The sequence below is a fragment of the Paenibacillus shenyangensis genome, from assembly GCF_000346635.1.
Lineage (GTDB): Bacteria > Bacillota > Bacilli > Paenibacillales > Paenibacillaceae > Saccharibacillus > Saccharibacillus dauci.
On record NZ_AOIG01000005.1, the window covers coordinates 1 to 26306 of the forward strand.

19 protein-coding genes are annotated in these 26306 nt (G+C 46.9%); 4 read left to right on the forward strand and 15 right to left on the reverse strand.

The window, feature by feature from the left end:
- Window positions 1–71 precede the first annotated feature (71 nt).
- The 6 genes from H065_RS27645 to H065_RS0103145 all read right to left on the reverse strand — a co-directional run bounded on the left by H065_RS27645 (window position 72) and on the right by H065_RS0103145 (window position 7834).
- On the reverse strand, window positions 72–209 hold the full coding sequence (locus H065_RS27645) for a paeninodin family lasso peptide (RefSeq protein ID WP_017811556.1): 138 nt from the start codon (window positions 207–209) through the stop codon (window positions 72–74).
- Window positions 210–238: 29 nt separating this feature from the next.
- Window positions 239–2191: an asparagine synthase-related protein gene (locus tag H065_RS0103125; RefSeq protein WP_017811557.1), complete on the reverse strand. Its 1953-nt coding sequence runs from the start codon at window positions 2189–2191 to the stop codon at window positions 239–241.
- 77 nt (window positions 2192–2268) lie between these two features.
- Window positions 2269–2526 (reverse strand): hypothetical protein, encoded by a 258-nt coding sequence (locus tag H065_RS0103130; RefSeq protein WP_238557868.1) that lies wholly within the window; start codon window positions 2524–2526, stop codon window positions 2269–2271.
- Window positions 2527–3410: 884 nt separating this feature from the next.
- The gene (locus H065_RS0103135) at window positions 3411–4391 is read right to left on the reverse strand and encodes an aldo/keto reductase (protein ID WP_017811559.1); all 981 of its coding nucleotides are present in this window, start codon (window positions 4389–4391) and stop codon (window positions 3411–3413) included.
- 234 nt (window positions 4392–4625) lie between these two features.
- Window positions 4626–5612 carry a hypothetical protein gene (locus H065_RS0103140; protein ID WP_017811560.1) on the reverse strand — a complete coding sequence of 329 codons (987 nt, stop codon included), beginning with the start codon at window positions 5610–5612 and terminating at the stop codon, window positions 4626–4628.
- Between the two features lie 722 nt (window positions 5613–6334).
- Window positions 6335–7834: a copper amine oxidase N-terminal domain-containing protein gene (locus H065_RS0103145; RefSeq protein ID WP_017811561.1), complete on the reverse strand. Its 1500-nt coding sequence runs from the start codon at window positions 7832–7834 to the stop codon at window positions 6335–6337.
- Window positions 7835–8054: 220 nt separating this feature from the next.
- Between H065_RS0103145 and infC the strand changes: the two genes are divergently transcribed.
- Complete coding sequence (infC, locus tag H065_RS0103150; protein ID WP_017811562.1) at window positions 8055–8531, forward strand: translation initiation factor IF-3; 477 nt, start codon at window positions 8055–8057, stop codon at window positions 8529–8531.
- A gap of 115 nt (window positions 8532–8646) precedes the next feature.
- Here infC and H065_RS0103155 read toward each other — a convergent pair whose 3' ends face one another.
- Both H065_RS0103155 and H065_RS0103160 read right to left on the reverse strand, forming a co-directional pair.
- Window positions 8647–12117 carry a PAS domain S-box protein gene (locus tag H065_RS0103155; RefSeq protein ID WP_017811563.1) on the reverse strand — a complete coding sequence of 1157 codons (3471 nt, stop codon included), beginning with the start codon at window positions 12115–12117 and terminating at the stop codon, window positions 8647–8649.
- A 102-nt stretch (window positions 12118–12219) separates the two neighbouring features.
- Window positions 12220–13137, reverse strand: coding sequence for a PD-(D/E)XK nuclease family protein (locus tag H065_RS0103160; protein WP_017811564.1), 918 nt, complete (start codon window positions 13135–13137; stop codon window positions 12220–12222).
- A 303-nt stretch (window positions 13138–13440) separates the two neighbouring features.
- Between H065_RS0103160 and H065_RS0103165 the strand changes: the two genes are divergently transcribed.
- From H065_RS0103165 to H065_RS0103175, 3 genes are all read left to right on the forward strand, one after another.
- Window positions 13441–14376 (forward strand): AraC family transcriptional regulator, encoded by a 936-nt coding sequence (locus H065_RS0103165; RefSeq protein WP_017811565.1) that lies wholly within the window; start codon window positions 13441–13443, stop codon window positions 14374–14376.
- 65 nt (window positions 14377–14441) lie between these two features.
- On the forward strand, window positions 14442–15554 hold the full coding sequence (gene uxuA, locus H065_RS0103170; RefSeq protein WP_017811566.1) for a mannonate dehydratase: 1113 nt from the start codon (window positions 14442–14444) through the stop codon (window positions 15552–15554).
- Complete coding sequence (locus H065_RS0103175) at window positions 15547–16578, forward strand: SDR family oxidoreductase (RefSeq protein ID WP_017811567.1); 1032 nt, start codon at window positions 15547–15549, stop codon at window positions 16576–16578. Before uxuA ends, H065_RS0103175 begins: the two co-directional genes overlap by 8 nt.
- Before the next feature lie 311 nt (window positions 16579–16889).
- On the opposite strand, the gene H065_RS0103180 is transcribed toward H065_RS0103175, so the two are convergent.
- The 7 genes from H065_RS0103180 to H065_RS0103210 all read right to left on the reverse strand — a co-directional run bounded on the left by H065_RS0103180 (window position 16890) and on the right by H065_RS0103210 (window position 26179).
- Window positions 16890–18161 (reverse strand): MFS transporter, encoded by a 1272-nt coding sequence (locus H065_RS0103180; protein WP_017811568.1) that lies wholly within the window; start codon window positions 18159–18161, stop codon window positions 16890–16892.
- A gap of 557 nt (window positions 18162–18718) precedes the next feature.
- On the reverse strand, window positions 18719–19948 hold the full coding sequence (locus H065_RS0103185; RefSeq protein WP_017811569.1) for an RtcB family protein: 1230 nt from the start codon (window positions 19946–19948) through the stop codon (window positions 18719–18721).
- A 39-nt stretch (window positions 19949–19987) separates the two neighbouring features.
- Window positions 19988–22615, reverse strand: coding sequence for a polynucleotide kinase-phosphatase (locus H065_RS0103190; RefSeq protein ID WP_017811570.1), 2628 nt, complete (start codon window positions 22613–22615; stop codon window positions 19988–19990).
- Window positions 22612–24492: a methyltransferase domain-containing protein gene (locus tag H065_RS28105; protein WP_017811571.1), complete on the reverse strand. Its 1881-nt coding sequence runs from the start codon at window positions 24490–24492 to the stop codon at window positions 22612–22614. The genes H065_RS0103190 and H065_RS28105 overlap by 4 nt, the downstream gene beginning before the upstream one ends.
- Before the next feature lie 199 nt (window positions 24493–24691).
- The gene (locus tag H065_RS27785) at window positions 24692–24856 is read right to left on the reverse strand and encodes a hypothetical protein (protein WP_017811572.1); all 165 of its coding nucleotides are present in this window, start codon (window positions 24854–24856) and stop codon (window positions 24692–24694) included.
- 121 nt (window positions 24857–24977) lie between these two features.
- Complete coding sequence (locus tag H065_RS0103205; protein WP_017811573.1) at window positions 24978–25202, reverse strand: hypothetical protein; 225 nt, start codon at window positions 25200–25202, stop codon at window positions 24978–24980.
- Between the two features lie 104 nt (window positions 25203–25306).
- The gene (locus tag H065_RS0103210) at window positions 25307–26179 is read right to left on the reverse strand and encodes an AraC family transcriptional regulator (protein WP_017811574.1); all 873 of its coding nucleotides are present in this window, start codon (window positions 26177–26179) and stop codon (window positions 25307–25309) included.
- Window positions 26180–26306 lie beyond the last annotated feature (127 nt).

Below are 26306 nucleotides of genomic sequence, written 5' to 3' on the forward strand. Positions count from 1 at the left end.
GTTCATGAGTATTTCCTCCTCAAATGTTTTGGATAGATGGTCGTTCAACTTACCCCTTTAACATGCGGCGATTAGCTGCCCGGGTTGTACAGATCGGCGTCATCGTAAGTAACCCAGTCAATGACTTTCCAGCCTTTACCAGCTGCTGTCTCATTAACATCCAGGACCTGCATTTCCGGAGCTTGCCATTCCATTTTTGTCATGTTCATTATTCACCTCCTTTATAGGGTATACCTTGCTATGCTAAGCTGCGAATGAATCGTCCCATAATGAGACTGCGCATCAGCAGGCGTGTAGCCGGATTAAATGCCGCTTCGGCTGAAGGGGACTCGCCCACTTCATTTAGAGCTTCCATAATATTCTCTGTGTTCATCCACTGGGCAGCTGCCGAGTCCTGACAAATCTCACGGATCTCGCTTGTAAAAGCAGGCCACATCGGCAGCATACGCTGTACCCAATCCGCAGGCTGCAGACCGCGTACTTTCTGGTTCAACCTGATCTTGTCGGGCAGATCACCTGCCGTCGCACGCCGGATCAGCGCGCGGTCCATTCCATTTTGCACATACTGGTTATAAGGTACGGACAGACAGAACTTGATCACGCGTGGATCATTCGTCGGGTCACGTTCCCAGACACCATAACCCATGGATATTTTGGACGTTACAGCCCCATCTTTGTTGGCAGTAGCCAGATTGGAGAACTTGTCCAACCGGATATCCTGGTCACTCATGGTATCACTGCCTACCAGATTCAGTTCAGCCTGGCGTACCCGCTCGGCCATCCCGGTCCGCTCGGCGAGCTCGGGATTAATCCATTTCAGTGCATCTGGCCGGCCCAGGTCGCGGGTATTGCGGCTCAGACGGGGAAAGGCGGACTGCTGAATCTGCTGGATAATCTTTTTACGCCGGATACCGGCATTTTGGCTGTACATTTTCATTTCCTGATACAGTTTGATCCATTGGAACTTTTTGAGCATTTCGCCATAATACTCGATCGCTGGTCCCCAGGAGATAGTAAAGTTACCACGTGCTCCTGTCAGCAGTACTCCTGCCCCCTGCTGCTGGGCCTGCTCGAAAATGCCGCGAATCCAGAATGAATTCTCAAAGTACTTGTACGGCATCTCCATCAGGGAGAGCCAATGTTCCACTTCACTGAGTGGGCTCCGATCAGCAAAATCCATATAGTGATCATGGACCGGATGAATCTGGCTGACATGTCTGACCGTCTCTTCAATATATGGTCGTTCATTAGCCATTAGTCGTGAGGATGTCCAGTCTTTGAAGCCGGGAATCGGCACAAAGCTGTATGTATAAATCGGCTTGTTCTGACCCGAGAGGATCTTGGCTGCATAACTGACGACACTGCCTGAATCCAGTCCGCCGCTGAGTGTCGCTGCTACACCGTGGCGGGTACGCAGCTTGGCACGGATAACCCGGCTGTATACATCCCTGAACGCCTCTACATATTCTCCATCCGACTTGAGTCGCAGCGGTTCATCCGGCAGCAGTATACCGTACTGATAAATGGAAGATTTGTCCGCAGACAGCATCATCGCATGTGCCGGCGGCAGCTGCTTGATCTGATCATAGACCGTCGCCTGAATATCGGTCGACTCTTCCATCGCTACCGTTGTCAGGAACTCCGCCATCCACGGAGTGGACAATTTCTTGCTCACATCACCGGTCTGGAACAAAGCTTCCATTGTGCTGGCGAAAATAAACTTCTCGGCGGTCTGATAGTAATACAGTGTACGGTTACCGGACCAGTCTCTCGCCAGAAAGAGCTGCTGTCTCGATTCATCCCAGATTGCAAAAGCAAAGTCGCCGTTCAGATAACGAGGCATCTGCTCACCCCATTTGTCGTAGGCATGAAGCAGAAGCATAATATCCGGCATATCATACATAGAAGCATTCAATCCCAGCTGGCTGAACAATTCCTCTCGATTATCAATAATCACATCGCCCGTAATGGCCAGTCGGCGAACCGAATCGTAATGAGGCATACGCTGATGGACCGATTCGGGAGTGACCCATTGATCATGACAGCCAAGGAAAAGATGTTCTCCCTGCCATATTCCTGAAGCATCGGCTGGATATCTCTCCATGCTCTGCATCATCCGGTTGCCCTGCTGCTGCAATTCTTCACTACTATGTCGTTTTGCCATATCCCAGATTCCAGCTGTTGCACTCATGCCTGCACCTCCTTCGGGTGATTAATTATTTTGATATCGGTGTATTTATAATTCATATATGAAATATTTGGTATGGATTAATGAATATGCGGATCAATAAGTGTCTCCTGTCGTAGATAATCGCTGTACTGCTTTAGACGATCTCGCTGACCCATATAATCATCCAGCCTGCGGCGATAATGTTCTACAAAAGAAACTGTCTTATCAATACTGGTATCTCCCTGCCATAAATAGGCTCTGGAGCCGCTTGGATAAGTAATGACAGAATCGATTTTCTCCAGAGTAGCACGCGATGAGCAATGAACAGGTTGTGCAGATATTAGTGACTTATTCACTAACTTAGTTTTGTCGTATGCTGTGTGCACGTGTTTACCCTCCTATCCGGATCATTCTTCGATACGAACATTCACATCTACTGTAAGACCTCGTTCCTTTCAGCAGTCTTCATCTTTATATCAGGATAGAAGATCATGCTGCTGATCCATCAGCAGACAGATTGTTTTTCTCTGCCTGTCTCCTCATGAACATATGAACCCATTGTTACCTTTACCCAAATGTTATTCGTTTTGAATAACTTTATTGATTTGTAACATATTATATACTCTAATCGAATAATTTACATGATAAATTTTCCAATTACTAAGATAAATTATTTTTTTCGAGTATTCTCTAAATGTCGAAAGTCCTAGTCCCATCTAGATTCTCATCTTACATTTATGGTATTTTAAGTAAAAATATTTACATAAACCCTTATAACATAAGGAAATGTGCTAACTTATCATCATGGTCTATTCCTACTTTTTTGTTTAGATAACTTTCTTACGTAGCTAAAAAGTAAGCGTTCTTATTTATTACAATTTTGTTACATAAGTTATTTGGTTGTAATCAAATATGATATTTATTCCACTTATAGATCATATGTTCTGTTTATATACCTAATTAAAATATTCCCAATTTGGCTATCCGAATTTGATACTATTTTTTTATCACTTCTTTTGCTCACTTCTCATGTCAACTTCATCCTTTTTTACTCTACAATCCATGTATTTTCTTTCTTTTGGCTATAACAAAAAGAGCAGACTTTATAGAACAGTCTGCTCTTTTGCTTTTATTTATCTCTTTACTCCATATACATGGAGCAGAAAAAGACCGTATAACGGACTCTTACGTATAAGAATCAACATTTATTTATATACAGTTATGCTGGTTTCTTGTGGAATTATGGCATGGATTCGCCGCGTGCGGTCACATACAGCGTATACCATTCTTCTCTGGTCATGAGCTGGGATTGGCGCTCTGCATCTTCACAAGCTTTGATTCGCTGTGGATTGGTAGTACCAATAATCGGTTGGATCATAGCCGGATGGCGCATCAGCCAGCCCAGAACAATTGCCTCGGGAGTCGTTTCTTTTTCATTTGCCAGTTGTTGTACAAGCTTCGCTGCTTCCTGAATATGCTCAGGTTGATCCTTCACATCGCGACCGGAGAATTTGCCCTGTGCCAGTGGTCCCCAGGCTTGAAGCTGGATATTCTGGGTACGACAGTATTCCATCAGACCCTCGGCAAAATTCACTGCTGTACCTGCCGCCTGATTCACATGTACCCCCTGATCTACAAAGTGCAGATGACCCAGGCTCATTTCCAGCTGATTCACTGCAAAGGAATCCGGAATCGCCTGCTGCAAAAAGGCGATCTGTGCAGCACTCATATTGGATACACCAAAATAACGTACTTTGCCGGATGCTTTGAGCGATGCAAAAGCCTCTGCTACTTCCTCCGGCTCGACCAGCGGATCCGGACGGTGCAGCAGCAGGATATCCAGATAATCTGTACCAAGACGTTCCATACTGCCATCGACAGAATCCAGAATGTGTCCTTTGGAGAAATTAAAGCGACCCGGCAGCTCCTCATCTCCCAGCTGAATACCGCATTTGGACTGGATCACAATCTGGTCACGCAGTTCCGGGCGATTATTCAGCACACGGCCGAATACCTGCTCGGCTTTGCCTCTTGTATAAATATCAGCATGGTCAAACATCGTAATACCAATTGACAGTGCTGCATCGACAGCAGCTTCTGCTTCTTTGACATGCTCCTCTGTAAATGGAGTCTGATCCCAGCCGCCCCCAAAAGGCATACAACCGAGGGCCAGACGACTGCTGGAAATACCGCGATGAGCCAGTGGCATAATCTTGTTCATTTTATTTCCTCCTGTCTAATGATAGCGCTCTTTTTCTATTCTATGTTCTCACAGTTGCGGACATAAGCACAAGCTATCGTATCATTACCCACTAATTCGATCATGGTAGGTGGCTGGCTCTGACAACCACTCTTATCACAGCAAAGAAGAAGCAGCCCCTGCATAGGCTGCTTCTTCTTTTGCATTTCTATAGGATGGATAAGGAAGGCAGTGTGATGGACTGCCCATTCCTTTTTATTGATACAGTTCAAATTCGTTGACTACAACTTGAGTAGGACCGGAATTACGGTTGATAATCAATTTGTAGGATTTGTAAGCCGTATCGTTATCTACTGCATAGATTTTCTTCTGACCTGGTTCCCAGCGCATGGAAGACTTCACTTCGTGAATGACTTCATCCCACTGTTTACCATCATTGGAACCTACCAGCATCCATGATACAGGTGCTGTCGATTTGGCTGTTACTGCTACCGCATAGCCTTTGATCACTTTCGGGCTGGAGAAGGTATAAGACAGAGATGCATCAGCATACCGCTGCGAGTCGGATGCCCATACGCTGTCTTGACTTACCGAGTGGTCAAATGCTTTCCAGGCAGATTCTGCATTTACCGAAGCAGCAGCACCAGGCGCATTGTCAGCGCTTAATGTAGGCGCACCCATCGCCGGAATCACATTGGTATTACCTTCGAATGAAGTCAGCTCCAGATCGTTAATGCCTACCCATTTGCTGCCGTTATTGCCTGTGATGAACAGTGCATAACCGGAATAAGCTACATCGTTGTCTACTTCGAATGTACGCTTTTCTCCAGGTGCCCAGCCGCTTTGGCCGGCTTGCTCGTCAATTACGAGCCAGTTGTTGCCGATTTTACCGGCAAACTGCCATTTTTTCGGAGCATCTGCTGCATCATACGTATCTGTTTGTACTGTATATTTATTAACAACCTGCTTCTGGTTCAGCTCGTATGACAGCTTCGATGTGCTGTTTGCCGGCGCTCTCCAGTAGCTGTTTGCATTTCCATTATCGTCAAATGCTTTCCATGCTTCATAACCCGACTCTTCTACACTGGCTTTGGCTGTACCATTACTGCCTGCGCTGCTGCTAAGTGTCGGAACGATATCTCCGCCATATTGCAATGCATGCACCGTTCCACTCTGAAAAACAGTCCCAAGAAACAATGCGCCAGCCAGTACCATACCATTTTTGAAATTAAGCAATCCCATTTTAAAATCTCTCCTTTTGAATTAAATCATCTTTATGTCTGTGTGTAAATCGGATGGGATAGCTTTCTGTAGAAGTGCAATACATCATCGAGTACTATCACAGTTCCACTCCCATAGAACCGTTTGAGTTTGAAGATTGATGAACTGTCTACATCCATTTCTCCCCGAAAAAATGAATGATATTTCCATGACGGTTTAATAACCATATTTTGGATTGTTGACTCACTTGATTACATATTATTTTATAATTTTCCAATTTTATTTTTTTATTACTTGCCCCCTTTTGTGATGGCGAATTAGGAGTTGGATCGCCGGTATACTTTTTCGGACGAAAAACACAGGAATTGCAGTTGTTATGCGCATTATAGAGAACGATGTAGCAGTCTCTTTAAGAACAGAGGAGTATTTTTGCTACAATTCCTATATTTTTCTAATAAAAAGTATTTATGGATAAATTTTAACTTCATCGTTTGAAATTGGGATGATTCGAATTGCTCATTTATCTCTTTTTTATTTTTCGTTCTTCCATCGCTGTATTTTGCCGAAATACGGTTGTTTTTTTCGGCATTTTCCTTGTTATTCTTTTTACTCCATTCTAATTGACTATTTTCGACAAATAACCAGCTTTTTTATTTCAAAATTAATTAAACAAAAGGACCTCTCCGCTTCGGGATGAGGTCCTTTTGTTTGGATTGCTTTAGGATTGGAATAATCCGCAATTATTACTTGCGGGTTACAGTGAAGCTATTTCCATCAGCAGCTACGGTTGCACCCAGAATATTGGCTACCGAGCGCAGAGGTACATAGACTTTACCTTTGACATTAACGACTTTGGAAGACAACGTATGGGACTGACCATCCACTACTGCCTTATTGGAGTTCAGCTTCAGTACAGTCACTGCACCTGTAATATCATCTGTCAGTGTCAGCTGTTTGGAAGAAACATTCCACTGCATTTTGGCATCAAGGCCTTCTGCCAGATCCTTGACCGGAACCAGTGTTACATGATTACGGGTAATCGTGTCATCGTAATCACCATAAGATCCAAAGTAGATCGTTTTCTTGGTAATGCCGTTCATATTGTTAAGCAGCATGTACACCGGAGAAGTCTTTTCAAAGTTACGCAGGAAAGTACCCGGCGTTGTCTTCTCCGATACCTGCAGTACACCACCTGTAGTGTCAACCGGATCTGCAGTCACATTTCCATTGATATTCCATGATTCGCTTGCTGTAGACACACGGATCGAGGAAATTGGCGTATATTCGGTATCCGGCAGTGCAATCGTCATCTCCATCGACTGTTTACGGATATACATGTCCTTGTCGAAGTACACATCTGTGCTGACACGGGTATTTGGTCCAAATACAGTATTAAATTCTTTGGACTCCTGCAGTTCAGCCAGCTGGCTATCATACTCTTTGAGGACAAGATCCAGCGTTTTATTTACTTCTTTGTAGCCATTATTTACGAATTCTTCTCTGCTGCCGCCCATAACGGACTCGGTTGAGCCTGGCTCTGTCTGTTCCAGTGTGGTAGACATAAAGTCATAGACAGCACCAATCAGCTGACGGATTCCTTCTTTGTCCTGGGAGACACTCACAAGGAAAGGCTTAACCAGTGTAATCAGCTCTTCACCTGTCAGCTCGACATGCAGCTGGGTCAGATCCAGAGATTCACCATACACATCCTGTTGTACGGAGTTCACCGATACATTTGCAGGATTCGGCAGGTGGGTATACAGGAAGGAGATAACCTGCTTAACAAATTCCTGTTCTTCTCCCTTGAGGGAAGCTGCACTGAATCCGCCGCTCAGTCCGGACAGACCCATGGAATCATTGAGGGCAAAAGATATGTATATTGGCTGTTTGGCGCCCTCCAGATCAATAGTCATTCCCTGCTCATCCAGATAAATATGATAAGGCAGTTTCTGTCCGCTGTATTGTACCGACCCTTGTACAGACATTTTGCCGTCTGCCTGCAGTTTGGCACTATCAATATTCAGCTGCAATGCGTTTACAATGGTGGCCAGCTGAATATCTTCTGCATCAGCTGTAGCCGAAGGTGTCAGATGAACCGATATGGTCTGGCTGGACTCTATCGATTTAACATCCAGGTTGCGAATCATGGCATTTTTGATATCCAGATTTCCAACGGCTTGACAACCGGACAATACGATTAACAGCAGTACCAGTGGAAGTGTAATCCATAATTTTCTTTTCATGATTAGCTCCTTTCATATTTGAAATTCCCTTTCATTATCCCAGCTTGTCTTGTATTTGTAAAATAATCCTGTAATTTTATGTAAATATCTATGTATACGATTTAGCTATCCCTATCGCCTGCTATGTCTGACCCGAAGAGGAATATGATACAATACAGCCTGATCGCTAACGAGATGTATAACACAAGAAAAACCAATAGAAATGCTGGAGGAATTACCTATGATCAAAAATGAAAAAATCAAAGCATCCGAAGTGCATCTGACTGGTCTGAACGGCGAAGACCTGGGTATTATGCCTACCGCTGAAGCCCTGCAAATGGCGCGTAAGCTAAAAGTGGATCTGGTCTGTAATTCACTATTCAGCAGCCCGCCACCCTGCCAGCTGATTGCCGCCGGCGCTGCCCGGCAAAACAAACAGCAGGCTGCCAAAAGCGACAGACCTGCCAAAATCAAAGAAATTCGTCTGACTGCTCATATTGAGGATCATGATTATGACACTAAGAAAAATCAGGCACTGCGCATCCTGCAATCGGGTAATGCCGTAATGCTCGTCGTCAAAATACAGGGCAGCAAAGAATCTGCCAAAGCCAAAGCGATTATCGAAGATCTGCTGCGTGATCTCAAAGAAGCCGGCAAACCACAAACCGGTATTCAGATCAGCGGCAAGCAATCCATGGTGCAGGTAGACCCCGTATAATCCTCTTATCAAATATCATAATCAAAAAGCGGATCACCAGGGAGAGCCTCGGTGATCCGCTTTTGCATAATATAGAAGGATAGCCTCCATATTGTATAGGATATGCACTTGTTCTTTATAGCTGCGGATCAATGACCGGACGGCGAAGGCGAAGCATATCCGCACTCTCCTGCAGCACTCTCTGTAGTTCCGAATTCATCACCGGCTTACTGACAAAATTATGCATGCCGGCATTCAGGCATCGTTCCCTGTCTTCCTGACGGGCGAATGCCGTTACACCGATAATGATAGGTGTTTGTTCATTACTGAAATGTCCACGAATGATTTGTGAAGCTTCCAGTCCATTCATCCCAGGCATCTGCACATCCATAAAAATCAGATCATACGTCTTGTCCAGACAAGCCTGAACAGCCTCTTCTCCGTTCATAACCAGCTCTGCCGTGTATCCTTCACGATGCAGCATCGACAGCAGTACCCGCTGGTTGGATGGATGGTCCTCAGCGATCAGGATGCGCAGTTCCGGTATGTGCTCAGTTGTATCAGAACCGGCTGCTGTTAATAAACGACTTTCGCTCAGGAGAATATCCGGCACTTGATTGGTAGAATCATCCATCTGATCAGCAGTCACCGTACCAAGCTTCAGTACAAACCGGAATAAAGCACCCTGGTTTTCGTCGCTAATCACCCCAATACTGCCTTCCATCAATTCCACGAGCTTTTTGCAGATCGACAGGCCCAGACCGGTACCGCCATACTTGCGGTTCCAGACTGGATGCAGCTGGGAGAATGGCTGAAATAGCAGATGCTGCTGATGCAGGGCAATACCGATTCCGCTATCCTGTACAGCAAATTCCAGCCAGATTTCACCGGGGTGATCAGTCTGTCCCTCCGAGCGTTCCAGGGCGCGAACCGAGACATTGATCTGTCCCTCTTCCGTGAACTTCACGGCATTGCCTACCAGATTGATCAGAATCTGTCGGATTCGTCCGGCATCGCCGACCAGTACATCCGGTACTTCCGAAGCCACCTCCACAGTAAGCTCTGTTCCTTTCTCGGAAGCCCTTACCCGGAACAGTTCGGCAACAGAATCCAATACTCTTGTTGTCTCAAACGGTTCGGGTTCCAGTGTAAGCATACCGGCTTCCGCCTTGCTGAAATCGAGTATTTCATTTAGCAACTGTAGCAGCGTCTCACTGCTGTTCATCACAATTTCCAAATAGCTGCGCTGCTGTTCATCCAGCTCCGTATCCGCCAGCAGACCCGTCATGCCCATAATACCGTTCATCGGCGTGCGCAGTTCATGACTCATCACCGACAGGAACTCCGATTTGGCACGATCTGCTTTTTCCGCCGATTCCTTGGCACGCAGAATTTCCTTTTCGTCCGTAATATCCCGGAATACGATAACAGTCCCGCGGTATTCCTCCTGCTCGTATACCGGTGTTACCCGGTATGCAGCGAGGAAGCTGGAACCATCATTTTTCCAGAAGACGGTCTCTTCCTCCTGATGCGGTGTACCCTGCCGGATCGCCTGAATAATCGGAGACTGCTCGTTCAGAATATCCACATCATACAGTGCCTGATTCCGGCCATGAGAACTGTACAACCCTTGACCGTCCGGCTGCTGTATAACAAGTCCGAGCATTTCCGCACCAGCACGGTTAATAAAAATCCCATTGCCTTCCGCATCGACACTGAATATGCCTTCAGAGACCGAGTCCAGAATTAGCGCACGTTCGTTGCCCAGCTTCTCAATCTGGTTGATATACTCCTTAAGCCGGGTCGTCTCGGTAATAATTCCGTATAATCCAATAACTTCGGTATCCGCCATAATCGGCACATTGATCACATCCGCCGGGAAAAAGGAACCATCCTTGCGAGGTACGGAAATCTCGTACGTCTGCGGAACTCCTCTTGCCGCCATACGGGCATGATAACTAATCTTGCCCAGATCCTCTGCCGAGAAAAAGTTGAAAATCCGGCGTCCGATCAGTTCATGCCGGGAGAATCCGGTGATATCCTCCAAGCTACTATTGACCGAGAGGAAATGGCCTTTGAGATCCATCGCACATACACCGGACGGATTATTCTCGAATAGGGAACGATAACGATATTCACTGTCACGCAGCACCATTTCCAGATATTTGCGCTCGGTAATATCACGGGACACCGAAGTATATCCGTAGCTGCCTTCCTGTTCATTATAAGCATACCGGCTCAGGGTCTCGAACCATACATAATGGCCCTTTTTGTGCCGATATCGGAAAATGATTGTGTCATGCTGACTACCCTTGCCCTTGATCTCTTCCAGGAAGCGGCGCGCTTTGTCGACATCTTCCGGATGCAGCAGTTCATAGCAAGAACTTCCGATCAGCTCTTCCGGCTCATATCCCAGAATAATCATGCTGGCAGGAGATACATAGCGGAACGTAAACGCCTGATCATCGTAATGCCGGGAGATCATATCCAGCGAATTTTCGGTAATCAAACGATAATTTTGCTCGCTCTGCCGCAGCTGCTCGCTCATCTGGTGACTGGCAGTTACATCCTGCACGATGCCGATAATCTGCAGTGGTGTACCGCTGGTCTTGTCGGTAATGACTTCCCAGTAGGCCTGCACGACTTTTTGGATATTGCCAGGCAGTATAATCCGGTAAAGAGCTTCTCCGTTGGTCCCCTCATGGAGAGCATCCAGAATACATTTCATCACCCGCTCGGCATCATCGGGATGAATCGTGGACATATACGAATCAGTATCCAGCTCCACCGGTTTCATTACATTGCCGAAAATACGCCGGATATCTTTGGAGAAATGAATACGGTTGTTGACCATATCCCAGTCCCAGGCACCGATCTGGGCCAGCTTATGCGCCCGGGAGACAATATCTTCCTGGGCTTTGCGCTTGGTGACATCCTGCGCAATACTGAGGATTCTCTCCACTTCGCCATTCGCATTATGCATCGTCTGGGTGAATACTTCGATCCACAGATAATGCCCATCTTTGTGCTTCGCACGGCGGATGAAGGTTTTGCTGTCGTTATACATCAGTCCAGGCTGAAGCATATCTTTGGCATCTTGCTCATGATAATATTCCATCCGTTTGGAGTTCATTACTTCATAAGGCTCGTAACCAAGCATTTTTTTTATCGAAGGCGATACATAGTTGATTGTTCCGTCCGGCAAGCTGACCGAGATTACATTGGAAGCATTGCGGGCGACCATTGTATACAGGTCTTCCTCTTCCCGGTCGGCAATCTCACTGGCATACAGCACCAGATACTCCAGCGGCTGATCCGGTGCATCCGGATAGCGCGAAGCCTGCAGCGACAGCCAGATAGTCTCCTGATCGCGCCGCATCAGGCGCCGCTCGATTGTATCCTTCTGCTGCTGATACAGCCAGCTATCCGCCAGCTGCTGTATATTCAAACATCTTTTTAACTCTTCCTCTTCATAATCCAGTAAACGGCAAAAAGCGGGATTGACCTGCAGACATTCACCTTGAGGCGAGAAGATCGCAATCCCTTCCGGGATATGCTTATATACATGTGTTAGTAAAGACATGCCTGGTGCAGACGAAATATCCACGAACCAATCCTCCTTTGAATGATATGCCTTGAGTGTAGTGCGTATTTCTTCCGTACAACTGCCTGTGCGGTCAGCTGTTCCAGTATGCCGACAATCCAATAATCAGACTGCCCGGTCCTTGCAGATTTCACGGAAATTGCACTCTTTGCATTTGCGCGGAGACGGCATCGCGGTGAAATAGCTTTCCGGCTTGGGCCGGTTATAATAATCATCATCCAGACAGGAACGCATTTCCTCAATATACCTGCCGATGTTTTGTTCGACTTTGGAGATATCTTCACGAGTTACGCTGTATTCCTTATGCTCTCCGGTGACCAGGTACTCTACCCGGATCTGTATTTTTTCCAGAGGCATATTGTATTTTTCCTGAACATAGGAGGCGTACAGATACAGCTGATCGGAGAAATCATCTTCGCGGCCTGTTTTCCAGTCCACAATGACTACTGTACCATCTTCTTTGCGATATAATAAGTCCATTTTGACATAGACTTTGGTATCGAACAGAATCATCGTATCCCATTTCTCGATTTCCAGAATATTCACCTTGCTGCCAGTGATTTCCTGCCATGTCTTATTATGATAAAGATGGCTGACACACTCTTCTTGCCGCTGCCTAATTGTGGCAATACGGCTGTTCAGGGTATCGTCGCCATAATAAATTTCAGACAGCATCATATGATGCTTGGGGTTACGCAACCAGCCTTCCCGATCCTGGGACTGTACATAGGCGTCGTTAAGCAGCTTGCGTATGGTGGTTAATAGAAATTCGGGCCGTGGAGAGCTTTTGGATTCATCCCATTGCCGCAGCGCCGATTCGCACATCCGGTGCGCCAAATCGCCAAACAGCAGATAAAAATTACGCAGCTGTTTCAGCCGATAGGCCTGCACCTGCTCTGGCGAACCCAGCCGTTCATTCCAGCCGTTATGTGAACCATAATAGTGAAAGTAATATTTACGCAGACATTCATCAAACATATTGGCCCTGGACTGTGAGTAGGACCATTGCGGGTATTGTGCCATGCCAGACAGCCTTTCTGTAGATAATTGTAGATATTTATCGTAATTATACCCATTATACCAGACGTTTTGCGATAACTCTTTAGAGAGTACGATAAAGCGCTGCTAACAGGTCATACAGCCGCTCCGTATTCATTTTAATGTTATTAATGAAAACCCTTTCATTTTTAATGATATCCATGTATGCTGGGAATAATAGTACTAGTAAAATTACCCATATCTATTTTATTACGATATTCTACAACTCATCCAAGCCTGTTACACCAGCACTCTATCCAGCATAAAATGTGAGATTGGAGGTTATCGATGTCTACTTCCTTTATATCACCGGAATGGGGAATCAGCCTGTCTGAGACCATATGCCCGGACGTACAGACGACGGTTAATCTATTGGGAATTCATCTGCGTGAGGTTAGCCATGACTGGGAATGCCCGAGTCACAAGCACGACCAGTATGAGATCAATTATGTACTGCAGGGCACCCAGCAAATGAAAGCGGGTACACACAGTTATACCCAGCAGGCCGGGGATGTAGTCATCCTTCCGCCGGGTATTCCTCATACCAGCCGGAGTGTCGGCGATCAGTCACTGGTCTATGTATGCATTCATTTTGAAATGACGGATCGGGTGTTCCTGTCTCTGCTGGAACGTCTGCATCAGCTTGTCTTCCGCAAGGACAGCATGGCTGCACAGCAGATTCAGCCCTGCATCATGAAGCTTGTGCAGGCTGCCGAGCATGAGAGCGAGCATATGATTACACGACGAATTCGCCTGCAGGCAGCTTCGTTTGAGCTGTTCAGCGTATTATGGGAGATTTTATTAAATGAAGCTGCACAGGTATCACCTTCGACCTATGCACATATGGAGCTGGCTCATCAGATTGCTGCCCGCCTGCAGGGTATTGTAAACCGTAATCCGAGTCAGATCGCCGAGCGTCCCGATTCCCATTACGGAATCGACGATATTGCAGCAGAGCTGGGAATCAGCCCTTCACATTGCAACCGGATTTTCCATCAGGTTTTTGCCATCTCGCCGCGCAGCTATCTGTCCAATCTGGTATTGCACAAGTCCAAGCTATTGCTCGCCGATCCACAGATGTCTATTCAGGATATTGCGACGACACTCGGCTACCGGGATATCGCCCATTTCAGCCGTCAGTTCAAGCGCTGGTCGGGTATCTCGCCAAGTCACTATCGCAAAACCCATCTTCAGATGCGTCAACCTCTGGAGGCAGGTGTATAAATAAAACACACAACTGGCTAAGACATCCATGCGCAGCATAATATCAATGATGGAGTGTGAACCGTATGAGAATGGTATTTCGCTGGTTCGGTGAGAACAATGACACCATAACATTGGACCAGGTACGTCAGATTCCAGGCGTGGAAGGTATCGTCTGGGCTCTGCATGATCTTCCCGTGGGCGAAGTCTGGCCGCGGGAACGCGTGCAGGAGATGAAACAACTCAGCGAGCGTTATGGCTTACATATTGAAGTCGTGGAGAGCGTCAATATCCATGAGGATATTAAGCTGGGACTTCCCAGCCGTGACCGCTATATCGCCAACTACAAGCAGACCATTGAACATCTGGGTGAAGCCGGTGTCAAAGTGATCTGCTACAACTTTATGCCGATTTTTGACTGGCTCCGTACCGATCTGCACCATCCGCTGCCGGATGGATCGAATTCCTTATTTTACGAGAACAGCCGAATCGAGAATATGGATCCCTTTGAGCTGGTAATGCAGATTCAGTCCAACTCTGCACTGACCATGCCTGGCTGGGAGCCAGAGCGTCTCTCCCATCTGACCGAGCTGTTTGAGGCATATCAAGGATTTACGGAAGAGGATCTATGGCGTAATGTGCAGTATTTCCTGGATGAGATTATTCCGGTCGCCGAGGCTAATGGTATTCAGATGGCCATTCATCCGGATGATCCGCCCTGGTCGATCTTCGGGCTGCCGCGTATTATCCGCAGTCAGGATAATATTCGCAGATTCCTCGGCATGTATGACAGCAAAGCACACGGAATTACCCTGTGCAGCGGATCGCTCGGTGCCAATCCGGACAATGACATTATCTCTATGATTCATGAATTTGCGGACCGGATTCCATTTACACATATCCGTAATGTCAAAGTAGAAGACAATGGCGATTTTCAGGAGACCTCGCATCGTACGATCGATGGAACAGTTGATATTGCCGGTATTGTGCAGGCTTATCATGAGGAAGGATTCACCGGATATTGCCGACCCGATCATGGACGACATCTCTGGGGCGAACAGTGCCGTCCGGGATACGGATTGTATGACCGTGCACTTGGCATTATGTATTTATGGGGATTATGGGATTCCCTTCAATATCGCCGGAACCCCTTTCTGACAGCAGCGACCGGACGAAAGGAAGGGACTGCCGATGAATGAACAGAAACAGCAGACTCCAGGCGGCAATTTGCCGTATGCTTCGGACATACCAATCACGCCCACTGTTCCGGCAGCTCCCTCGACCGGTAATTCGCTGGTAGACAAAACACTGCGCGAAGTCATTCACTCGGTAGAAGCCAAGGAACAGGAGCCTCCGACAGCTTCCAGTACCCAGCCTCTGCCGCTGCATGATGGTCTTCATGGCAAAATAGCCGTCATCACGGGTGGTGCCGGTATCCTATGCCGGGCAATGGCGCTGGAGCTCGCCCATCAAGGCTGTCATATTGCTATCCTGAATCGTACCGTGGAGAAAGGTGAACAACTGGCAGAGGAAATTCGCAGTCTGGGTGTGCAGGCAATAGCGGTCGGATGCGATGTAACTTCCGAAGACAGTGTGATCCTCGCGGAGACAGCGGTTACTACCCAGCTCGGTCCCTGCGATATTCTTATCAATGGGGCTGGCGGCAATCGTCCGGATGCCAACACGACCGAAGAAAGCTTCCGCGAAGAGGACCTCAATGACGAGCTGAAGCAGACTTTTTACGATATTCGGATTGACGGGTTCCGGCACGTACTTGATCTGAATATGACCGGTACGCTGATTCCGACCCAGGTGTTCTCGCGCCATATGATCGACCGTCCAGAAGCGACGATTATTAACATTTCGTCGATGAGTGCTTTTGCTCCAATGACCAAAGTACCTGCTTACAGTGCTGCCAAAGCGGCAATCAATAACTTTACCCAGTGGCTGGCTGTTCATTTTGCCGATGCGGGTATACGTGTGAATGCGATTGCTCCCGGTTTCTTTTTGACCGCGCAAAATGAAAAGCTGCTCAAAAATGACGATGGCTCGCTCACTGCGCGGTCCGAGAAGATCCTCGCCCATACTCCGATGAACCGATTCGGTGTACCTGACGATCTGCTGGGTACGCTGCTCTGGCTCGCCGATGCACGCACCTCGGGATTTGTGACAGGAATTGTGGTACCGGTGGATGGTGGATTTATGGCTTACTCCGGTGTGTAGATAACAGGATCGAAGAGTTATTGGTATTATAGTAGAGTCTTATATATGATTTTATAAAAGTATACAAAAACGAAGCAGCACCGTTCGCGGGTCTGCTTCGTTCTTTGTATAGGTAATATTCTGTTTTTCATTGGATCGTTTTATCAAGCCAAAAGGTAGATGGCTCTAGAAAGATATTATCTGTCTGCTACCTTCTTTTATACATGCTTATGCATATTTCTTCTTCCTTTATATGCTTTTACCCAATCGTTAATGCTACTTGTATGGTTGATAGAAATGCTGCTCTATAGCTCCATTAACCTGTCTGTCACTTAGGCTTTATTTACAACTACATTCTCCTCTGACGCATATGCTGGAGACAATTCTTCGCGGAATGCCGAGCGATATACGAACCCAATCACTACAGCGGCAGTCGTCATTACACCTGCTACCACATACATATCCCGCATCCCATACCGGTCGGCGATCCAGCTAAGCAGCAGCATGGCAATTGCAAAAGTAAAATTGCTTAGCACGCTGAGAGCAGACATAGCACTTGGTGTCTCGGCTGGTGTCAGATTCTGCTGGATCAGTGTACGGCGGATGATGCCGGCAATCTGTACAGGCAGTCCCGATACAGCGAACAGGATCAGCGCCAGCATGGGAACACTGTTAAAGGCAAAGAAAAAGGTGATCATGACGTAAGCGAGCAGGCTAAACAACATCCACAGATAGGCATTTTTTTGCAGCTTTTTGACACGGGCTACAATAAATACGCCTCCGGCAATCGAGCCGATAAAGAACACCGTATTCATAAAGCCCCACCAACTGGCGTCCTGATGCAGCACTTCCACGACAAAAGCCAGAATAAATGCGCCGAGCCAGGCTGCGCCTCCAAGTGTATCGATATTATCAACAATCGCCAGTGTACGAATACGCCGATTGGTAGCGAGAATTTTCCAGCCTTCGGAGAGTTGTTCTCCATACGATGGCTTGCGAAGCGCCCCCTTTGCGCCAAACGCTTCAGGTGATGCATCAACATTCCCTATCCCTGCAGCGGCATACGGATCACGGATAAAGGCAGTAAAAAACATCGCCAAAAAGTAACTAACCGACGCGATCCACATCGTCGGAACCGCACCAATCACAGCGACTATCACCCCGCTGAGTGCCCAACCCGAGCATTTGACTACCTGATCGCTGACAGACATCAGTCCATTGGCTTTCATCAGTCCTTCGTCTTCTGCCAATCTAGGAATTAACGCATTACGGGCAGGATCAGTCCACCCATCGAGAAAGGACATTCCGAATACAGCCAGAAAAATAATCGGATACGATACTTCGGGACTCAGCCACAGATAAAAGATCAGTCCGGTAAAGATAACGAACTGTCCCAACTGTGAACCAATCAGAATAGACGTCAGACGGATACGTGACATGATTAGTGGTGCTACCAATCCACTGACCATTTTGGACAACATCCGGAACAATGGAATAAAAATCGTAGTGAGCAATGAACCACTCGCTGTAAATACCAGCGTTACCAGACTGAGCGTGTACACAATATCCGCAATATTCGATACGGTCTGTGTACCCCATAACATATAAAACGATTTTCTTATCAAAAACCCCATCCCTTTCTGAACAATGCTTGATCTTCTAAATAAATGGATATGTGACGGTTTTAAATTTGAAGCGCTTTAAATTAAAGTTAAATATTCAGTCTAAATACACTAGTATGTATGAACATGCAATAGGAATGCTAAATATGTATGGTATTAAATTGTTCTAATAGTAATTATATCCATTTAAATTGAATTAAAAATAGTATATGATTTTCTTTTCGCTTTTGTCAATTTTAAGTATCGCATGGATAAACCTTGTTGACTAGCCAAAAAGTAAAAATTGTAAACCAATTTCATATACACCTAAATATTATATTAATAGATCGATTGAAATTTATCCATATAATAATAACGTAATTGCGTATAAATTATCTATTTTAAGTATCTTAAAATCAATCTGTTATCTGCTCTTCGTTTTTTTCACTGATATCTCTTTATTATGAAGAAAAGAACAAAGCATTCGTTCGCTCTGCTCTTTTCCGAAATAAAAGATCATGTGTCTGTATTTCTTGATTCTGACTCTGTTTCATTATTATTCAGTCTTTGTAAGGATCGAATTCATCTGCCCCTGCCATACATACGCCGATCGGCTTGAGTACATGCAGTACATCGAGCGTCTCGCTATGCGCATCCAGTACGGTCTGCAGCTTGCGATAAGCAAATGGACTTTCGTCCGTATCCGCGCCGCGCAGCTCTACCCCAAAGCTGGATACTGCTTCTTTCATCTGTTCGCGGGTCACCTGACCACCAGATCGGGTACGGGTTTTCCAGTTCATTTTGCCGGCGGCCTGGGTACGGCTCATGACCCGGCCAGCACCATGTACAGTGCTGTACAGCGCTTCGCGGTTCTCGTCACTATCCTTGCCTTGGACAATAACCGAGATATCGCCCATGCTGCCGCCGATAAATCCGAGCTGTCCTGGTGCAGATGGGGTAGCTCCTTTACGTACAACGATCGTCTCCTGGCCTTCATGTTGTTCTTTCCAGGCAAAATTATGATGATTATGCACTTCAAAATCTGCTTGTGCGCCCAGCAGTCTCAACAATTCATCAATTACATAATCCCGTCCGGCATAAGCATACCGTCCAGCCAGTTTCATCGCCCGGTAATACATATCTCCCAGCTCGCTGTCCAGATCCAGCAGTACCGGCGGCTGATCCATATGTTCACCCGGTGCCTTGCCGAGGAATTCCCGTCCGGCAGCCAGATTAAGGAAGCCACTGGCTGTCTTGTGCCCAAATCCGCGGCTACCAAAGTGATTGCCGATCCAGAGTCGACCGGTTGCTTCTTCTTCGAACAGATCGACGTAGTGATTACCGCTGCCGACCGTGCCCAGTTGCTCACGCGCCAGGCGCTTTAATTTGTCATAAGCTTCACGACCGGCGGCAGACCTATACACATCCCAGTCCGGATCATCGAACAGTTCGTGATCGACGCGCTGCTGATTTACACGTCCTACGCCAAAGGAAATACTGGCGGCGATCCGGTCCATAATTGCGGCGATCTGCGGACGGATATCCGCAGCCATCAGATTCGTCCGAACCGCCTTGTTACCGCAGCCGATATCATAACCGACACCAGAAGGAGAAATCTGGCCGCTGTAAGCGACCACTCCACCGATCGGCTGACTGTAGCCTTTATGATGATCTGCCATTAATAGCGTCTGTACCACATTACCGGTACGCGAGCAGGTAACCGCCTGACTGAGTGCTCCCGGATCAGGTTCTCCCCACACACGTACCCCATCAATAATTTGAAATGCCATTGTATTCCCACCTTTCTCTTCCTTCAGAATCATTTGATATTAAAGCCTTGGATCGATCGCATCCGATTCGAGGCTCAGCGCAGCCAGTACACATTCATGCATACGCTCTAGCGGCTCCTTGCGGACAAAGCGGTCTACAGATTCCAGGCTCAGTGCAAACTCCATTAGTGCATGACGTTCTTTTTTACGGGTTTTACGCTGCTTGAGTCTGATGAGATGCTCCGGCTGCAGATAGTCCATTCCATAGATCATATGCAGATATTTACGACCTCTGACTTTGATGGCAGGCTGGATCAGCCGATCGCCATCATACATCGTCATATACTCCGGTTTGAGTACGATTCCTTCATGTCCATCCTCGGTCATCTCGATCCACCAGCGGATCAGTTCCTGTTCGCTGTCCGGATTATTTTCAATATCCATGACCCGATACTCGGTCGGCATAAACAGGACAGAACACTCTGCCAGCTCTGCGGCGTGCTGCATATGCCATTCATGCGAGCGATCCATCAGGGAACCGCTGCTGTGAGCAAGAATATGAAACGGCGCAATACGCAGTCCTTCTGTTCCTTCGGTATCCCAGCAGTATTTCTGGAACGTCTCGCGGAAGATATCCGCATTGGTCTTGCGGTTCATCCATTCTGCAATCCAGTCGTCTACTTCACGTCCTTCGCTACGGGCTTCATGGAGACGTTCCAATATATAACTCCGGTCCATATCAGCCGCTTCGGATACATGGGCATACTGGGAAGCAATCAATTCACGGGCTTTGAGATTCCACGGTACGATCTCTGTATCCAGCAGTACCCAATCTGTATCATAACGGTCAAAATAGCCTGCTTTGTCCAGATCACTGTGTAGCTGTCCAATAACCATCTGCTCCATTGTAGTCTGGAAAAAAGCTCTGCCGGTACGGGTATAGATAGTGCCAGCCAATGGGCGTCCCACATAAGGTACAGCCGCCTGCTCATTGCGGAACAGCAGCACAATCGCCCGGCTGCCCATATGCTTTTTTTCGGCTACCATTCGGGTAACGTTACGGGAGCGGTAATATTCTATCGCCTCAGCCGGATGTTCCAGATATCCCTCTGCTGCCGCTGGAGCAGGAGGTGGCGTCATGGTAGGCGGAATATAGACCAGTTCCTCCAGCGGCACTGTATAATGGGAAGTCGAATCCAGTGCCGATTTAACAAACTCACTACGAACGGCAATCTCACCGTAGCTGTCTGTTAGTACAGTATATCCATCGATAAACTGACGCAGATTCGGCGCAGCAAAGCGGCGCTTTTGCCATCGGATTAACGGACTGTCCGGGTCCTGGGCATAGTCTTCCCTCGCTTCTACACTCACAAAGCTCTGCTCCGGATAACGATAGGCTGTCAGTCTGCCGCCAAATACGGCTCCCTGATCAATATTAATCGTTCGGTTCACAATCGTCGGCTGCGGACGAGGATCATGTCCCCATACAATAATCTCACCCGAGGTATGGTCGGTAAACCAGTCTTTGCGAACAGGTTTGCCACCTTCTCCGATCTCCGATACATCCCCATAACGGCAATAATCATCAATGCGCCGTGATTGCTTGCCGATAAAACGATCCTGAATCCCGGCATGGGCCACGACCAGACAGCGAACACCATCATGCTGGAACACCAGATGCGAGGGAGCCGACATCAGCATATCTTTTAACGAACTTTGCAGCTGCTTCATTGCTTCTATTCCCTGCTCGGCTTCATAATCTTGCAGTTCGGCAGCGAATTTCTCGTCACCATGATTCATCGTGACCTTGCGACCTTCCAGATAACGAGCTACTTTCCAGCCGTGATTGCTATCAACCATCCGTCCCTGACCAGCAGCAATTTGACGCTGCCAGAACAGCATAGTGTCCAGCGAGCGAGGACCACGGCTCATAATATCACCAACCGATACCAACTGGCGTCCCTCGGGATGCTGATATATTCCGTCTGTATCCGGCTCATAGCCCAGCTGCTGGATAAGCTCCATCATTTCTTCGTAACATCCGTGAATATCGCCAATAATGTCGATGCCCTGACCGAGATCATGAACCAGGGGACTCGCTTTTCGTTCGAAGGTTACAGATTCCATATCCTGAGGCTTCAGAATATGGACAGCACGAAAGCCTTCACTTTTCAGAGTGAATATATTTTTGCGGAATACCTGATAATGCTGCTTCACCCGCTGGCGGCCGCGGGCATGCTCACGTTCACGGTCGCGCTCCAGTAGGGTTCTTTCGGGCACATCCAGTGCAATAATAGTGACAGGAACATGATATTTGCGTCCCAGTTCAATATAGACAGCTCGATCTTCCGCATGCAGATGCGTCGCATCAACCCATGTAGTCAAATTAAGCCTGCAGCGTGAACGGATAATTTCTTCCATAACGCGAAAAGCCTTGTCCGAGATCAGGCGATACTGCTGGTACAATACTTCACTCTCGTCGCGGGATGATCGCCGCCAATCGATATAGTCCGTATCCCCGACAACAGCGCGATACTGATCGGAAGAGATCGCTTCATGTGGACCGATTACTCCCTGCTCGATCAACGAGCGAATCCAGGTACTTTTGCCACTGTTGGAAGCACCCATCAGCAGAATGATTCCTGCATGAGGCAGCTGGATAGTTTTGTTTGAGGATTGTTCATTCATTGGGATGATGCTCCTTTCCGGCGGAATACCGCCATTTGGGTCGGTTGTCCATGTATTTCCGAGATATCTCCGATACCATGCAAGCTGACTTCATAAGGACGTCCGGATACCCAATCCTGACAATGGTCTGCCCATTCGGCACGCGTCCACTCGAATCGGTGATCCGTATGACGAATCTCCTGCTCTTCCATTTCATAGACGGCATTATATTCACGATTCGGCGTCGTCATAATGAGCGTCTCCGGATGATACTCATCCAGCAGTGTAGCCATCACCTGAGGGAGACGATATTCATTGATATGCTCGATCACTTCACACAGAATGATGACGTCCTGTCCTGCCCATTGATCATCCCGGTAAAAGAGTGAACCGGTCACCAGACGGGGTACGATCTGCTGTCCTTCCCGCTCCAATTTGCCAAAGCGCTCCAGCGCTCTCAGACCGGCATAAGCCGAAGGCTCAACCGCATAGACCTGCTCGACTCCCTCAATCCCTGCCAGACGCACTGACAGCTTGCCTTCGCCAGCTCCAAAATCAACTACGCTACGGCGGCTCGGCAAAATGCTTACCTGATCTACAATAGCCTGGTAACGCAGTTCATTCAGACGTATCGGTGGTGCAGCCGTCTCCTGAACATCTGCAGAAGAAGATAACGTATTAGCCTCACCTTGTTGTGAAGCTGTTATTCCTGTGGTTATTTGTTCATTTCCTGGCTGCTGCAAAGTGTTGGCATCTGTATCTTTTGTATTTGTATTTGTATTTGTATTTGTATTTGTATTTGTATTTGTATTTGTATTTGTATTTGTATTTGTATTTGTATTTGTATTTGTATTTGTATTTGTATTTGTATTTGTATTTGTATTTGTATTTGTATTTGTATTTGTATTTGTATTTGTATTTGTATTTGTATTTGTATTTGTATTTGTATTTGTATTTGTATTTGTATTTGTATTTGTATTTGTATTTGTATTTGTATTTGTATTTGTATTTGTATTTGTATTTGTATTTGTATTTGTATTTGTATTTGTATTTGTATTTGTATTTGTATTTGTATTTGTATTTGTATTTGTATTTGTATTTGTATTTGTATTTGTATTTGTATTTGTATTTGTATTTGTATTTGTATCAAGTAGGTTTACAGCTGCTTTTTGAACCTTATCACCTGCCAGCTTGCGATAATCCGCAATCAGCGGCGCGAATCGCAGTGCTCTTTTGATAATCAATTCCTGCTGCGGATGATCCTGCAACCATCCTTCTCCATAGCGCTGCAGTTTATCGACTTCCTCTGCCCCGATATAATAATGCTTGTAATCGTCCAATACCGGCATCAGAATAAACAACTGTCTGAGCATCTGCTGCAGCGTTGCCTGACCGCTCACTCGTATATTCCTGACACTGCTGCGACTTTTCAGATCAAAGGTATACTCAGCCGCTCCACGCTCAATATCCACCTCATACCCGAGAGCGGTAAACAGCGATTCTATCACTGCATCCGGCAGATTGGAGGCAACCGGACCAAATGTCACTTCCAGTGGAAAAACATGTTCCACCCAATCGGCATAATCCGTTTTGGGCTTGCCATTCAATGCCGTGCCCAGTGCAGGACGGATATAGGAACAGAACAGACTGCTGACGACAAATTCCCGGTCATTGATATACTGGGTAATATCGTAGCTATCCGGACTTCCTTTAACCAGATCGATCGGATCAGGCGTAGCAAAAATAGTAAATTCAATCTTCTCTTCAGCAAATGCCGAGTAGATCAGGCGCACCCTGGCACCTTTTTCGTTACGCTCGTATCGGTTATGCGGATTCTTGGCCAGCAGATGTGAAATCATCCCGGCATGGGGGCCTGCTGCTTTGACAGTTAAATACATCGTATATTGCTCCTCTCCTGCTCTTACTTCGCCAACTGCGCAAAAAAAGCCGTGGACTCTTCAGTCCACGGCCGGTATCTGCTCAGCGTATCCTGCCGAAATATACGCTGAATGCACGTATATCCTCAAGCAAAGGATCGTTCACATATGTAATTCCAGAATAGCTACACGGGTGCAGTACACATCTGAGCCTATAGCTCTACTGCCACCCGATCTCTGGAGGTCCGGTGAGGATGATTTGTCGTTGCCGTAATTGTCCGTGAGTGAATCGCTCATATTTGGAATACAAGCTACTACGCTGTTGTTCATAATGAAGCTGTTCCAATTGTGTCATCTCTACGGGCAATACGGGATTATACATCATCTGCTCACGACCTCCTGTTCATTGGTATTTTGAATATAGCAGGCTGCCAGGAATAACATCGGCGCCTTTGAATTGTCAACATCATAATACGGCTATCCAGATTCTGTCAACGTCTATCCGTTTACAGATTGTATACGAGCAGAGCAGCAGCAAATAGAATCATCGCCACCAGTACACAGCGAAGTGCCCACCGCATACGTACTTTTTTGCGCTGCTGATAGGCTTCTGCCGCCTGCTCATCCATATTCCATCTGGCATATCCACCGCCGAGTATCTGGCTGCTCAGCAGTACAGACAGCACGAGAAAAATCATGCCACCCCATAACAACGTACTTAACACACTCATATTTCTTTTTCCTCCTGATTTTTCTTCGAATTAGCACAATTCTTCAAGCCATTTCTTCAGCTACCCTCGTACTGATGATCATCTCATCTCTACCGGGATTAATCTCAACACAGCAGCATCCGCGTCTCAGAAGGCGCAAAATTACGATATTTTTTGAATGTACGACTGAAATATGAAATATCATTATATCCTGCTGCCATAGCCACTTCGGATACGGTCATACCGGTATTCAGCAGCAGATACTCCGCCCGGTTGATCCGCACACGGTTAATATATTCGGTTACTGTACGGTTGGTCAGTTCATGGAATAATCGGCTAAAATGAAACCGGCTGAGACCTGCCAATCCGGCAAGTCGATCGATCGTAATCTCTTCGGCATAATGTTCCTCAATATACTGCAAAATCGGTGTAAAACGTTCCAGATTCTTCATCCGGTGCTCGGTATGCTTCCAGTCCGAGACATTGGCGACATAACCGCGCACGAGCAGGGATAATAGCTGGTACATATACGATTTGACCGATAATTCATGACCGATCTCCCGGCTGCGGAACTCTTCCACAATCTCCGACATGCACCGCTGCAGACGTTGATCTCCACTAATATGACTTTGGAACAGCAGCCTGCTCTGGGTCATCGGCGTAATAAATCTTGTCTCCACCGCATCTTGTGAAGGACTTTGCAGCGAGTTCAGATCGGCAATCAGCGCATAATAGATCAGATGATTGGATAGGCTGGTGCCCTGATGCAGATCATTGCTGTTCAGCACAATCAGATCACCGGCTCGCACATGCACCGGCTCGGCATTGCATTCAATGATCGCTTCGCCGCTCTCAAAATACAGAAACTCCATATGACGGTGCCAGTGATGCGGGAACATCACCTGGCCATATTCATACGACTTGCAGAAATTCAGCTTGATTGGAAAATAAGGGTCAGGCATACTCATCGGTTCCTGCAAATCAACCGGCCAGTTCATGGACCATCCTCCTCTGATCACGTTCGATCCCGCCCTCTCCACAAGGCATGGCTTACCGAACGTCATCCAATGATTTCCGCTGGAATTACAACATATGTAGGTTTTCTTTTCACCATTAACTATAACG